This window comes from Candidatus Pacearchaeota archaeon, from assembly GCA_038874355.1.
In the GTDB taxonomy this organism is placed as follows: domain Archaea; phylum Nanobdellota; class Nanobdellia; order Pacearchaeales; family GW2011-AR1; genus JAVZCO01.
In genome coordinates this window covers 308736-321629 of sequence record JAVZCO010000001.1, presented here as the reverse complement: position 1 = coordinate 321629, position 12894 = coordinate 308736, and the positions used below count along the sequence as shown (strand labels likewise).

The following is a 12894-nucleotide window of genomic DNA, read 5'->3' as shown; positions in this document are numbered from 1 at the left end:
TATAAATTATAAATTTTAATCTTTGATTAGAGAGAGATATATTTTCCATTACATAAAATATAACAATTTTTTTCTTTTTTATAACCTAGTTCTTCTGCTAACTCGGCCAAAGAAAAAGTTTTTTTAATATCTCCGTGTGCTGGAATTATATTTTGTGGTCTTAAAATAGAAATAAAATCTCTTAAATCCTCTCTACCAGCATGTCCAGAAACATGAACATTATCAAATATTCTTACTTTAAGATTTTTTAATCTTTTTTCAATTTGTTGCCTATGTTGTTTATTTATTTCTGTCGGAATAACAGAAGAAGAAAAGATAACATGATCATTTTTATTTAATCTTAAAGGAAACTGGTTTCTAGAGATTCTATCTAAAATGCTACCAGGTTCTCCCTGGTGTCCTGTACATACAATAACATAATTTTTTTTATTTTGATTTACTTTTTTTAATTCTTTATCTATTCTGTTTCTAAAAGAAATTAATTTAATTTTATTTTTAAATGGGCATAAACCAACATTTATTGCTGCTTTTACATATTTATTTAGGCTTCTTCCAATAAAAATACACTGTCTATTTAATTTTTCACTTAATTCAACTATACTTTTTAACCTAGCAATATGACTTGAAAAAGTAGTTACAATAATTGCAGAATTTTTATTTTTGAATCCTAACATAACATCTTCTAATAATGATTTTGCAACTTTTTCAGATGGTGTTTTTCTGTCAGTATCTGCATAAGTACTTTCTACAATTAAAACTTTAATTCCTTTTTTGCTTATTCTTTTTAAAGCTTCATAATTTGGCCTTTCACCTATTTGCGGGTTATTATCAAATTTAAAATCATTTGCATAAACAATGATACCATCTGGTGTGTGCAATGCTATTATTGAACATTGTAAAGTAGAATGAGTTATATGAATAAATTCTATTAAATAGTCTTTTTTTCCTTTTATGACATAAGAAGAATTAGATTGTATTTGTTTTATCCTATTTTTTATTCTTATATTTGAATCAATAATTAACGATTTTAAAACTTCTATTGTGAATGGGGTTGAAATAATTTCTGCATTTGGATATCTATTCGCAATAAAAGGAACAGCACCAACATGATCTAAGTGAGCGTGACTTATTAATATTGCTCTAACTTTTTTATTTATTTCAAGCTTATCTAGTAAATGATCATCTGGTATTGCTCTTAATTCTCTTAATGTTTTTTCATTCATTATTCCTTCTCTTTCTTCTAATTCAACTATCGGTGGTAAATATAAACCGCAATCAAAAATTATTGCATCTTCTCCTAAATCAACAATGGTCATGTTTTTTCCAACTTCATTATAACCGCCAACAGCATAAATTTTTATCATTCTAAAAATTGTTTCTTTCTATTAATTATCTATTTATTAATTATAATTTAAAAAAGAGGATATAAAAATGTTTTTAAAAATAAAAAACTTTATTTTTTTATGAAAAAAACAAAAAAAAGGATAAACAACAATATAATAATCTTATTTCATAATAAAAAAATTTTTTATTTTATTATTTTTTTGGCCACAATATTAGCTATATTAATTTTTATTAGTATAGAAATTGAAAGAGATTTAAAAGAAAAACAGTATAGTAGTGAATTAATGAAAAGTGGAAATTATAAAAATTGTAGCAAAGATGAAGATTGTATATTACAACAAATAAGTTGTTGTTCTTGTAATATGGGGGGAGAGCAAAAATGTATTAATAAAGAGGAAGCTAAAAAAATTCAAGAAGAATTAAAGAAATGTTCAAAAGATATTATGTGTATTGCATTATATAATTGTAAAGATATTGAATGTAAATGTATTGAAGGATATTGTAAAGAAGTTTAAATTATAAATAATAACATTTAAAATGAAAAAAATAAAAGTATTTTTAATTTTATTATTATTTTTTATTTTTTTAGTAAATGTTTTTGCAATTAGCTTAGATAGTAAAATTATAAAGAAAAGTTCTTATTCTACAAATCAAAAAAATAATTTTGAAAATAAGATAGATATTAATATATTAGAACAATTTAATTCTGGGAAAGAAAAAGTTAAAGTTATAATAAAATTGAAGGATGAAGTTGAAGAGAAGGTTGATTTATTAAGTAGAGCAAAATTGAAAGTTTCTAAAGGAGAATTTATTCGAAATTTAAATATAGAAAACAGGGTTAAACATAAATTTATTTATAGCAATGCTTTTTCAGCTGAATTGACAAAAGAAGAAATTGAAAATATAATAAAAGACGATAAAGTAGAAAAAATATATTATGATTTTCCTGTTTATGCTTTTTTGCAAGATTCTACTAATATAATTAATGCAACATCATCATGGAACTTGCAAGTTAATGATATAAATTTAACTGGTAAGGGCCAGACAGTTTGCATAATTGATACAGGAATAGATTATAATCATTCTGATTTAGGTGGATGCTATGGAGAGGGATGTAAAGTTATTGGAGGTTATGATTTTGTAAATAATGATACAGATCCTATGGATGATAATGAACATGGAACACATGTAGCTGGAATTGTTGCTGCTTCTGGAAAAATATATGGAGTTGCTCCAGATGCAAATTTAGTTGCAATAAAAGCATTAGATGCTAGTGGAAGTGGTGACTTTTCTGATGTTGTTGCTGGAATTGAGTGGTGTGTTAGTAATGCTTCTATTTTTAATATTTCTGTTATAAGTATGAGTTTAGGGACAAAATATCCATATTTATTTAATAATTATTGCGATGAAAATGATACATTAACTGCTCAATCAATAAATCTTGCTCTATCAAAGAATATATCAGTCGTAATTGCTACAGGAAATGATGGTTATTATAATGCAATTTCATTTCCTGCATGTATTTATAATTCAACAAGAGTCACTTCAACAAATAAAGAAGATACCAATATCTCTTATTTTGCAAATACTTGGAATGATAGTTCTAAAATTATATTGGCTGCTCCTGGCGAGAACATAAATTCTACGGAAGTTGGTAGTGATTATATAGAAATGTCTGGAACTTCAATGGCAACCCCCCCATGTTTCAGGAGCAATTGCAATAATAAAACAATATTTAGCATTAACAAACAGAACAATGACATCTAAAGAAATAGAATTTTTATTAAATAACACTGGAAAACCTATTTATGATAGTTATGCTAATATGAGTTTTTCAAGAATTAATCTTTATTCTGCTTTGCTTGAAATTGATGTTACGCCTCCAATAATAAATATTTCTGGAATTGGAAATAATACAAAAACTTTTGAAAGAAATTTAATTTTTAATTATTCTGTTAGTGATTGGCAATTATCAAATGTAACTTTATTTTTATTAAATTCTTCAAATGAAGTTTTTTATAATGAAACAAGAAATGTTGAAGGAACATTTAATGAAAGTTATTTTTATGTTGAAAATTTAATCCCAGGAGATTATTCTTGGTATATCAAGGTTAGTGATAAAAAAGGAAATTCTGCAATTAGTGAAATAAGAATATTTGAAATTGAAGATGAATTTAATTTAATATTATATCCGGAAAATAATACTTATACCAATATAAATCAAACAATTTTTTATTGTAATGCTTCTTCTCAATTTTATAACTTAACTAATATAACAATCTACATATTTAATTCTTCAAATGATATTTTAAAAAATCAAATCTTTGAAGTTTCAGGAAATGAAAACTCTTCCTTTATAGAATATAATTTTACAGAAGAAGGAATTTATTTATGGGGTTGTGAAGTTCATAATGAAAATAATGAGAATAAATCTTTAAATTACATAATAATTTATGATATTACTTATCCAAAATTAATCAATACAGAAACTTTAGTAACTTCTAACTCAGCAACTATAACTTTTAATACAAGTGAAGAAACAAATGCTACAATTGAATTAATAGGAAAGGAAAATAAATCCAACTTTAATTATAGCACAATTCATATTTTTTCTTTTAATAATTTAGAATCATCAACTAATTATCAGTATAATATTACTTTTTGTGATAGAGCGGGAAATTGTAATTTTTCAGAAGGAAATTTCACAACATCTTCTGCTCCTTATTCTAGTGGAGGTTCTGCTAGTAATAGAGGAAGTAGTATAAGAACAATAGATCAGACATACAATCTTGAAGAATCACAATTGCAAGAAGGATATACAAGATTTTTAGTAGAAGATGATAAAATAATTTTTGATATTAAAAATAATAAACATTCTTTAACAATTAATAAAATAACAACAAATTATGTAATAATTTTGATACAAAGTAATATAATAAATCTAACTTTATATTCTGGAGAAGAAAAGAAAATTGATTTTGAAAATGATTTTTATTATGATTTATATATTAAGTTAAATAATATAAAAAATAATAAAGCAAATTTAACTATAAAAAGGATAAATGAATACTATAAAGAAGATATTACAATTTTTAATAAATCTGAAGAAGAAAATAAAACAGAAATAATAAAAGAAGAAAATATACAAGAAAATTTTTATTCATCTAATAAGAAATTAGATTTAATTTTAAAGAATAAAAGAAGGGTTATTTTAATAGCATCTATTTTAATAATTTTATTTTTTGTTCTATTAAAAAGAAAAAATATAAAAGTGAGAAAATTAAATAAATAGAATAAAGTAAAATGCCAGAAAAAAAATTAAAACCTTCTTTGAGAGAAAAAAAAAGGTATTTATTATTGGAAACTTCTTTAAATAAAGAAGAAATAGAAAATTTAATACTTGATTATATAGGTATTTTGGGTTATGCAAAAGCTGGAATTTATTTTTTAAAAAATAATATTCTTGCTGTAAATAGAGAAATGTTAAATGAAATAAGAGCATCTTTATGTTTTTCTGATGTAAAAGTTAGAAAAGTTTCTGGCTCATTAAAGAAGATAAAGAATTATTTAAAATAATTAATAAATATAAATTGATATTATAAGAGTAGAAAAATATTTAAATATAAATTGATATTATAAAATCAAAGAGGTTTAAAAAAATGAAAAATTTATTTTTTTTATTAATAGTGTTTATATTAGCAATTTCTCTAGTTTATGCAATACCACAAAACAATCAAAATATTGGTAATCAACAACAAATCGGACAACAAACACAACAAAAAAACCAAGGGGATGAAAAATTTATAGCAAATGAAATCCAATCTACAATTAGATTAGTTAATAAAGAAATAGAAATAGAGGGAAAAAAAGTTCAAATACTTGAAAAAGAACAAGATAGGACAAGATTAAGAATAAGGGTTGGAAATATTTCTGCAGAATGTGTTAATGAGTGTAATATAACTCAAGAACAAGATAAAGAACAGAATAGAACAAGATTAAGAGTTATGCTAAGTAACGGAAAAAATGCAGAGATAAAAATAATGCCTGATGTTGCATCAGAAGTTGCTTTAGAAAGATTGAGATTAAAAGTTTGCTCTGAAGATAATAATTGTTCAATTGTTTTAAAAGAAGTTGGTAAAGGAAATGAAACAAAGTTAGCATATGAAATGCAAATGGAAAGGCATGTAAGAATTTTAGGATTATTTAAAACAAAATCTAAAGTAAAAGCACAAGTTGATGCAGAAAATGGTAAAATTATTGAAGTAAAAAAACCTTGGTGGTCTTTTTTATCTAAAGAAGAATAAAATTTTATTCTTTATTATTTAAAACTAGATTCTTAATCAAAGGAAAAAAGTAATTTAAAAAGGGTGTTTAAAATAATTAAAAAAGTTATAGAGAAAATAAATTTCTATTTTTTAAATTTTATTTTTTTATTTAGATAATCGCTCTTCATGTAATAAATAAATACTATTCTTTGGTTTTTTAATCAAAAAAGAAATCTGTTTCAATTTCTTCGGAATGTGCTAGCAAATCTGTTGCTGTTATTATTCCTACTAGTTTATCATTTTCTAATACAGGCAATCTTTTTATTTTATATTTAGACATTAGACATGCGGCATTTTCTAAACTATCATTTGCATCAACAGTTATTATATTATCTTTTATAAAAGAAGAGACTTTTTTATCTAAACTAGAAGCATTATCTACTATATCTTTTTCTGTTATTATTCCAACAATTTTATCCTTCTTTAAAATAACAAGAGAACCTATATTTTTTTTTGACATAATTTTTGCAGCTTCTCTTAAAGAAATGTTATGTTCTATTGCAATTACTTTATTCATTATCTCTTTAACTTTCATTTTTTAAAAAATTTTTTTAATTTTAATTAATTCTACATTTCTTATTTTTCATTCCGTCTATTTTTTTATTTATATTCTTCCTCTTCACTATAAATACATCATAAATTCATTTCTTTTATATCTTGTAATGCCTTTGCTTTTTCTTTTAAACCTGTTGAACCAAATCCTTTATCATATCTATTTGTTACAGGTAAAGAATCAACTTCTTTCACTTTAACTTTTGTTACAGGTAAAATAATTAACTGTGCTATTCTCATTCCTTTTTCAATTTCTACTGTTTCATCCCCAAAATTAATTAATATAACAGAAACTTCTCCTCTATAAGCAGGGTCAAAGGTTCCTGCTGCTGTATGAACATTCATCTTACTTACTATTCCTGCTCTATCTCTAATTAATCCAACATGATTATCTGGAATTTTTATAGCAATTCCTGTTCTTACTACTTTTTGTTCCATAGGCCTTAATATAACATTTTCATTAGCTCTTAAATCTAAACCAACATCACTCTCTAACATATATTCTGGTAAAGAAACGTCATGAAATAATTTTTTCACTAATAAAATTTTTTCTTCTTTATTTTTTATTTGTTTTTTATTTTTTTCTTTTATCCTCTTTTTTTTCATAATACTTAATATGACATTAGATTTATAAATGTTTTTAGTAAAAAATTTATATTTTCTATTATTTTCTTCTTTAAAAACTTTTTTCAAAAGAATTAAATTTAAAATCTACTTCAAAAATCCATAAAGATAAGATTAATTAATCTTTATATTCTTTTAATTTTATGAAAAAATGAAAAAAGAAGAATTAATAGAAAGTTTGAAACAAAAAGGGTTTAATGAAAAAATAATAAATGCTTTTAACAAAGTTAAAAGAGAAGAATTTATGTTAGAAGAATTAAAAGATTACGCCTATGAAGATAATGCTTTCCCTATTGGATATGGACAAACTATAAGCCAACCTTATACTATTGCATTTATGTTATCATTGTTGGAATTAAAAGACAATTTAAAAATATTAGAAATTGGTTCTGGGAGTGGTTATGTTTTATGTCTTTTAAATGAAATTTCAAAAAATTCTAAAATAATAGGAATAGAAAGAATAAAAGAATTAGCAGAAAAATCAAAAGAAAAATTAAAAATATTTAATAATATAAAAATAATTTATGGAAATGCTTTAAAATTTAATTTAAAAGAAAAATTTGATAGAATCCTTGTTAGCGCAGCTTCAGATAAAATAGAAAAAAAGTTTTTAAATATGTTAAAAAAAGAAGGTATTTTAGTAATGCCCATTAAAAATTATATTGTTAAAATAAAGAAAAATAAGAAATTAGAAATAGAGAAGTATTATGGTTTTGTTTTTGTTCCTCTTGTGAAAGAATAATATTATTTATTTTAATCTCTTAAGTTATATTTTCATTTCTTTGTTATTTTTCTTAAAAGATTTAAATAAGCTAATTTTATTAACTTATTCTTAGGAAAGTAGAAATATAGGGGAAACAACAGAGAAAAACTTATTTAGAGATTATTTTTTAATTTTTATTCTTCTATTTTTATTTATTTTTCTCTTCTTTTTCTTTTTTAATAAGTAATAAATAACTATCAACAAAATTAAAATTATTATTGTTGCTATACTAAAAAAGGGCAAAATTGCTGTAGATAAGCATTTTATTCTTTGTTCTCCACCTTGACATTCTGGAGATGAAGAAGAGCTGCCTGTCCAATTAGCAGTCCATCCAATTTCAATATAACCTGTAGTGTTACATTTATTTTCTATTATAGTATTATAATAACAATATCCTGAATTTCCAGGATCGCAACTTCTTTCGGTATTCCATCCAGAATCACATTTGTTTTTAGTTGTATTCCAATAACAAAAACAATATGTAGAATTTTGACAACCTGATATAGTATAAACTACATTACAAAAATTGTTTCCTTTTTCTTTTAGTATTTCTACATCCTCTTCTGCAACATCTTCGTCATAATTTTCACAATCATTTTTTGTTTTATATTTTTTACAACCTTCTTCCAAATTTTGTTCTAATTCGCACTTATTTGTAGTTAAATTACAAATATAGTAAGATGGGCAACAAGTTACTAAATTATTATTTATTTCCTCATTTCTAGAACAATTATAAAAACTATTTACAGAAGAAATTTCTCCCTCTTCATTATTATATTCGTACCATAAACTAGTTGTTGAATTATAATAACAAGAAAAATTTGAAGAATATCTCGAAATTAAAGTGAATTCTACATCTGATGGATCGCTCCAAATGATTCCTGCCAATACTAATCCTAATGACAAGATAAAGATAATTGAGACAAATGGTATAATTATAATGGATACCTCATTTTTTTTCATTTCATTAAAAATAAATTCTATTTTATAAATTTATCTTTTTTATTTTTACTAAACTTTTTATTCATTTATCTTTCTTTATTCTTTTTATCCTTTCATTACAGCTAGAGGCTTCAATTTTGCTATTAAATTTCCTATTCCGGTTTCGTGACTTACCTTAACAATTTCATCTATATCTTTGTAAACTTGTGGTGCTTCTTCTGCAATACTTTTATAACTTAAAGATTTTATTTCTATATCTTTCTTTTGTAATTCTTCTTTTATTTTTTCTCCTCTTAATTCTTTTAAAGCTTTAGTTCTGCTTGAAACTCTTCCAGCTCCATGTGCAGTAGAACCAAAAGTTAATTCTTCTGCTTTTTTTGTCCCTACTAAAAGATAAGACGCTGTTCCCATTGAACCTGGAATTATTACTGGTTGACCAATATCTCTATAACAAAAAGGAATTTCTTTTCTTCCTGGACCAAATGAGCGAGTAGCTCCTTTTCTACAAATTAAAACTTCCTTTTCTTCTTCATTAATAATATGCTTTTCAAATTTAGCAATATTATGGCAAACATCATATATTACATCTATCTTACAAGGTAAAATCTTGTTAAAAGTCTCTCTAACCCAATGAGTTATCATCTGTTTATTACAAAAAGCAAAATTTGCAGCAGCACACATAGCAGAAAAATATCTTTTTCCCAATTCGCTTTTAATAGGAGCATTTACAAGTTCTCTATCGACTAAATGAGAAAAACCATATTTATTTTCCATTTCTTTGATGTAATCGCTTGCTACTTGATGGCCTAATCCACGAGAACCACAATGAATCATTATAGTTATCTGATCAACACTATTTATACCAAAAGATTTTGCAATTTGTTCATTATATATATTTTCAACTTTTTGAATTTCTAAAAAGTGATTTCCTGCTCCTAAACTTCCTAATTGAGGCATTCCTCTTTTTATTGCTTTATTACTTACATATTCGGATTTTGCCTCTTTCATACAACCATTTTCTTCTGTTTTTTCATAATCTTCTTTTTTACCATAACCCCGCTTTACTGCCCAAATAGCTCCTTCTTCTAATATTTCTTTAATTTCTTGATTAGAAAATTTCTCTTTTCCAGCTCTTCCAACACCAGAAGGAATATTAATAAATACTTTTTCAAGAATCTCTTTTCTTTTTTTTAAAAAATCTTCTTTCATTAAATCTGTTTTTAATAATCTAACACTACAATTAATATCATAACCTATACCTCCAGGAGATATAACTCCTTCTTCTATATCAAAAGCAGCTACTCCTCCTATAGGAAAACCATAACCTTGATGTGCGTCTGGTAAAGCAATAGAGTTTTTTAATATACCTTTTAATGTCGATACATTTTTAATTTGTTCTAAGGTTTTATCTTTTTTCATATCTTCTAATAATTTCTCACTTGCAAATATTAAAGCAGGAACTTTCATTGCATTTTGTTTTTCTATTTCCCATATATATTGAGAAATTTTTTTTATCTCCATTTTATTTATATATAAGATTTATATTATAAAACTTATTATAAAATTTTATTTACCTATAATAATTTTATTATTTTTAAATTTTAAAAAAACTCATAAATCCTAAAGTTGCTAATAAAACAATAATTCCTGCTAATAAAACACCAAAAGAAATACTGATTATGCTTTTTTTTCTATCTAATTTTAAAAACCAAGCGATTATACTTCCTGTCCAAGCACCAGTTGTTGGAAAAGGAACAGCAACAAATAACATTAATGCAATATATCCAATTATTCCTATTCTTCTTTCAATTATCTTAGATTTTTTTTCTATTCTTTTCATGTAAAATGAAAAAAATTTTTTATAAATTTTTATTTTCATAAAATTTTTATGTAAATAATCAAAAAATAAGAATACAAAAAATATGATAAGTATGTTAATAAAAACTACAAGAAAAAAAACTAATATAATAGGAATATTTTTTTTTAAAGCATAATTTATAGCAATAGGCAGCCCCCCTCTTAATTCACTAACAGGTAAAAAGGATAAAATTAATGCTAAAATTAGATTATTCATCTTTTTAATTTTTAATAAATTTGATTATTTAGTATTATATCTTTTTTGTTTAAATATGCGCCTAATAAAAATCTCTCAAAACTTTTTTCTATCTCACAATTTTTAATATAAATTATATATCCTTCTTCAATTTTTTCTATTTTTAATTTAGACAAAATACCAACTTTTCTTAAATAAATAATTGTTGTTTTATTTATATCATAATTAGAAAAATTTATCCCCTGAATACTTCTAACTTCTACTGATCCATTATTAACTTTTTGCAAAAAAACAGAAAATCCTATCGCATTTTCATAAAAATTTTCACATTTATCTACATCATCAGCAAAAATCATAACCTCTTTTTTTAATTCTATCTTTCCATTTATTTTTATTTCTTCTAGAGTATATGGATTATTAAAAAATCTATATGTAAATTTTTCTCCAAAATTGTCATAAAAAACTCCCTCATAAAAAATTTTATCTAAATAATTTTTCTTAAAAAAACTTATATTATGATAATATTCTAAATTTTTTTTATTTATTATTTTCAAAATTGAATAAAGAGACAAAGAAAAGATAATCAAAAAGATAATAATTATTATTATAATTTCTTTTATTTTATTTTTATTTTTTTCTGTAAATTTTAATTTCTTTTTTTTCATTTTAAATTATTTTTAAAAGTTTAAAGATAAAAGCGTCCGCTACTTTTAAATCTTCTGATTCTTTATAATAAAGATAAACACAACCCCCTTCTTTCATTATTAAAGAAACCTCTGATTCTTTTATTATTAATAAATTTCCATCTTGACATTTCTTTTCCACCCACGAACAATTTTCTCCTGGAAAGCAAAAATGATTTATTCTTTCAAAATAACTCCCTAAGTTATATAAAATTTCTTGTTCTGCTTGTTTATTATTTTCAAAATGAAGATATAAAGGTTTGTTATAGTAATTGCTTATTTCTAAAGAAGAATCTAAATTAAAAGGAGTATTCAAAGTTTCTTTTGGATTAAAATATGTAGAAAACTCTCTATTATCTAAATTAAAATGCCATCTATTATCTTGAAAAAGATAAAAATTTATTCCATTGTACTTAACTTTTTTTATAGATTCATTTGAAATATTTGAGAAAAATACATAACCGATTGTACTAATAATTAGTATAATGATCAAAATTATACTTAAAGTGATACTCTTTACTTTTTCTTCTTTCTCTTTTTCTTTTTTTGATTTTATTTTTCTCATAACAAAATTTTATTATTCTAATTTATAAAATTTTTTAATTAAAAATAAACTTTTAATTCTAGTATTAATTCTTCATAAGATGAAATAATCTTCTTATAAGAACTGTAATAGTTTATGGTTGAATTTCCTTTTTTTATCTCTAAAATTATACTTCCTGCAGAAAATATTTTAAAATTATATCCTTTATATTTTGACTCTTCATCTACTACAAAAGAATTTTCTAACAAAGAAGAAATTGTTTTATTTAGTACAAAACAGGTTTCTTCTCCATTACTACAATTCTTTTTATTTAAACAAGAATCTATTAAATATTGTATATTTAAAGGATTTGCTTTTTCTTCTAAATAACAAGAAGTTGTATGTAAAATTAAAGAATTAAGAAAACTTTCTATCTGATTACTATTTATATCTTTTTTTTGTTGTTTGCTCATTAAAAAAAGAAAAAATAATCCTATGATTATAATTAAAACAATAATTATTATAAAACCTACTATTTCTTCTTGTGCTTTTTTTTCTATGAATTTTTTTATCATTTTATTTCGTACCCTACATAAAATCTTGATAATTCACAATAATCATAAATTCCTTGCTCTGTTAATTCTTTTCTACATAAAACAACAAATGTCGATTGACTTATAATATCTTTCGTATTTTTGAATCGAAATTCAAAAGTGTTACAATTGGGGTAATTACTTAACTTACATAGTATCTCTTTTTCTTCACTTACCTTTTTTATTTTTATATAAGTGACTGGAAATATATTTTTATATTTAGTTGAATTAAAAAATAAAAGCTTATCAGAATCCAAACAATTTGTTGAGTATGGACAAGAGAATTCTGTCGATTGATATAAATAACGTGAAAGCAATTCTGCTTTATTCTCTTTTAAGATATTAATATTTTGTTTCAAAGAGTTCATATAAAAGGAAATAAAAAGAATTCCTATCATAGAAAAAAATATAGTCAAAAAAACTAACATAAATGCTGTTTGTTGTATTTTTAATTGTGCTTTTTTTGATTTTTTGTTTTTTTCCCTAATCATT

The 12894-nt window shown here is 23.3% G+C and carries 16 protein-coding genes; 6 read left to right on the top strand and 10 right to left on the bottom strand.

Annotated features, from left to right (window positions below):
• Window positions 1–26: 26 nt before the first annotated feature.
• Window positions 27–1364 carry an RNase J family beta-CASP ribonuclease gene (locus tag QW117_01950; protein MEM3405717.1) on the bottom strand — a complete coding sequence of 446 codons (1338 nt, stop codon included), beginning with the start codon at window positions 1362–1364 and terminating at the stop codon, window positions 27–29.
• A gap of 99 nt (window positions 1365–1463) precedes the next feature.
• Between QW117_01950 and QW117_01945 the strand changes: the two genes are divergently transcribed.
• From QW117_01945 to QW117_01925, 5 genes are all read left to right on the top strand, one after another.
• Complete coding sequence (locus tag QW117_01945; GenBank protein MEM3405716.1) at window positions 1464–1859, top strand: hypothetical protein; 396 nt, start codon at window positions 1464–1466, stop codon at window positions 1857–1859.
• 22 nt (window positions 1860–1881) lie between these two features.
• Window positions 1882–3111, top strand: coding sequence for a S8 family serine peptidase (locus QW117_01940; GenBank protein ID MEM3405715.1), 1230 nt, complete (start codon window positions 1882–1884; stop codon window positions 3109–3111).
• Window positions 3101–4636 (top strand): hypothetical protein, encoded by a 1536-nt coding sequence (locus QW117_01935; GenBank protein ID MEM3405714.1) that lies wholly within the window; start codon window positions 3101–3103, stop codon window positions 4634–4636. The genes QW117_01940 and QW117_01935 overlap by 11 nt, the downstream gene beginning before the upstream one ends.
• An 11-nt stretch (window positions 4637–4647) precedes the next feature.
• The gene (locus QW117_01930) at window positions 4648–4920 is read left to right on the top strand and encodes a hypothetical protein (GenBank protein ID MEM3405713.1); all 273 of its coding nucleotides are present in this window, start codon (window positions 4648–4650) and stop codon (window positions 4918–4920) included.
• Between the two features lie 83 nt (window positions 4921–5003).
• Window positions 5004–5648: a hypothetical protein gene (locus QW117_01925; GenBank protein ID MEM3405712.1), complete on the top strand. Its 645-nt coding sequence runs from the start codon at window positions 5004–5006 to the stop codon at window positions 5646–5648.
• Window positions 5649–5826: 178 nt separating this feature from the next.
• On the opposite strand, the gene QW117_01920 is transcribed toward QW117_01925, so the two are convergent.
• Both QW117_01920 and dut read right to left on the bottom strand, forming a co-directional pair.
• The gene (locus QW117_01920) at window positions 5827–6204 is read right to left on the bottom strand and encodes a CBS domain-containing protein (protein ID MEM3405711.1); all 378 of its coding nucleotides are present in this window, start codon (window positions 6202–6204) and stop codon (window positions 5827–5829) included.
• A 98-nt stretch (window positions 6205–6302) separates the two neighbouring features.
• Window positions 6303–6827 carry a dUTP diphosphatase gene (gene dut / locus QW117_01915; GenBank protein MEM3405710.1) on the bottom strand — a complete coding sequence of 175 codons (525 nt, stop codon included), beginning with the start codon at window positions 6825–6827 and terminating at the stop codon, window positions 6303–6305.
• Between the two features lie 169 nt (window positions 6828–6996).
• Between dut and pcm the strand changes: the two genes are divergently transcribed.
• Window positions 6997–7587 (top strand): protein-L-isoaspartate O-methyltransferase, encoded by a 591-nt coding sequence (gene pcm, locus QW117_01910; protein MEM3405709.1) that lies wholly within the window; start codon window positions 6997–6999, stop codon window positions 7585–7587.
• Between the two features lie 141 nt (window positions 7588–7728).
• Here pcm and QW117_01905 read toward each other — a convergent pair whose 3' ends face one another.
• The 7 genes from QW117_01905 to QW117_01875 form a co-directional block, all read right to left on the bottom strand.
• Window positions 7729–8571 (bottom strand): hypothetical protein, encoded by an 843-nt coding sequence (locus QW117_01905; GenBank protein ID MEM3405708.1) that lies wholly within the window; start codon window positions 8569–8571, stop codon window positions 7729–7731.
• A gap of 84 nt (window positions 8572–8655) precedes the next feature.
• Window positions 8656–10071, bottom strand: coding sequence for an RtcB family protein (locus tag QW117_01900; protein MEM3405707.1), 1416 nt, complete (start codon window positions 10069–10071; stop codon window positions 8656–8658).
• 73 nt (window positions 10072–10144) lie between these two features.
• Window positions 10145–10624 (bottom strand): small multi-drug export protein, encoded by a 480-nt coding sequence (locus QW117_01895; GenBank protein MEM3405706.1) that lies wholly within the window; start codon window positions 10622–10624, stop codon window positions 10145–10147.
• An 11-nt stretch (window positions 10625–10635) separates the two neighbouring features.
• Window positions 10636–11268, bottom strand: coding sequence for a hypothetical protein (locus QW117_01890; protein ID MEM3405705.1), 633 nt, complete (start codon window positions 11266–11268; stop codon window positions 10636–10638).
• Window position 11269: 1 nt separating this feature from the next.
• A complete protein-coding gene (locus tag QW117_01885; GenBank protein ID MEM3405704.1) occupies window positions 11270–11851 on the bottom strand; it encodes a hypothetical protein in 582 nt (193 codons plus the stop codon).
• 38 nt (window positions 11852–11889) lie between these two features.
• Window positions 11890–12384 carry a hypothetical protein gene (locus QW117_01880; GenBank protein MEM3405703.1) on the bottom strand — a complete coding sequence of 165 codons (495 nt, stop codon included), beginning with the start codon at window positions 12382–12384 and terminating at the stop codon, window positions 11890–11892.
• A complete protein-coding gene (locus QW117_01875) occupies window positions 12381–12893 on the bottom strand; it encodes a hypothetical protein (GenBank protein ID MEM3405702.1) in 513 nt (170 codons plus the stop codon). The genes QW117_01880 and QW117_01875 overlap by 4 nt, the downstream gene beginning before the upstream one ends.
• Between the last annotated feature and the right edge of the window lies 1 nt (window position 12894).

Excerpts from the sequence above, each read along its gene's own strand:
- QW117_01920 (MEM3405711.1), bottom strand. The coding sequence starts at position 6,204 with ATGAAAGTTAAAGAGATAATGAATAAAGTAATTGCAATAGAACATAAC.
- QW117_01885 (MEM3405704.1), bottom strand. The coding sequence starts at position 11,851 with ATGAGAAAAATAAAATCAAAAAAAGAAAAAGAGAAAGAAGAAAAAGTA.
- dut (MEM3405710.1), bottom strand. The coding sequence starts at position 6,827 with ATGAAAAAAAAGAGGATAAAAGAAAAAAATAAAAAACAAATAAAAAAT.
- QW117_01945 (MEM3405716.1), top strand. The coding sequence starts at position 1,464 with ATGAAAAAAACAAAAAAAAGGATAAACAACAATATAATAATCTTATTT.
- QW117_01890 (MEM3405705.1), bottom strand. The coding sequence starts at position 11,268 with ATGAAAAAAAAGAAATTAAAATTTACAGAAAAAAATAAAAATAAAATA.
- QW117_01905 (MEM3405708.1), bottom strand. The coding sequence starts at position 8,571 with ATGAAAAAAAATGAGGTATCCATTATAATTATACCATTTGTCTCAATT.
- QW117_01900 (MEM3405707.1), bottom strand. The coding sequence starts at position 10,071 with ATGGAGATAAAAAAAATTTCTCAATATATATGGGAAATAGAAAAACAA.
- QW117_01880 (MEM3405703.1), bottom strand. The coding sequence starts at position 12,384 with ATGATAAAAAAATTCATAGAAAAAAAAGCACAAGAAGAAATAGTAGGT.
- pcm (MEM3405709.1), top strand. The coding sequence starts at position 6,997 with ATGAAAAAAGAAGAATTAATAGAAAGTTTGAAACAAAAAGGGTTTAAT.
- QW117_01875 (MEM3405702.1), bottom strand. The coding sequence starts at position 12,893 with ATGATTAGGGAAAAAAACAAAAAATCAAAAAAAGCACAATTAAAAATA.
- QW117_01935 (MEM3405714.1), top strand. The coding sequence starts at position 3,101 with ATGACATCTAAAGAAATAGAATTTTTATTAAATAACACTGGAAAACCT.
- QW117_01930 (MEM3405713.1), top strand. The coding sequence starts at position 4,648 with ATGCCAGAAAAAAAATTAAAACCTTCTTTGAGAGAAAAAAAAAGGTAT.
- QW117_01950 (MEM3405717.1), bottom strand. The coding sequence starts at position 1,364 with ATGATAAAAATTTATGCTGTTGGCGGTTATAATGAAGTTGGAAAAAAC.
- QW117_01925 (MEM3405712.1), top strand. The coding sequence starts at position 5,004 with ATGAAAAATTTATTTTTTTTATTAATAGTGTTTATATTAGCAATTTCT.
- QW117_01895 (MEM3405706.1), bottom strand. The coding sequence starts at position 10,624 with ATGAATAATCTAATTTTAGCATTAATTTTATCCTTTTTACCTGTTAGT.
- QW117_01940 (MEM3405715.1), top strand. The coding sequence starts at position 1,882 with ATGAAAAAAATAAAAGTATTTTTAATTTTATTATTATTTTTTATTTTT.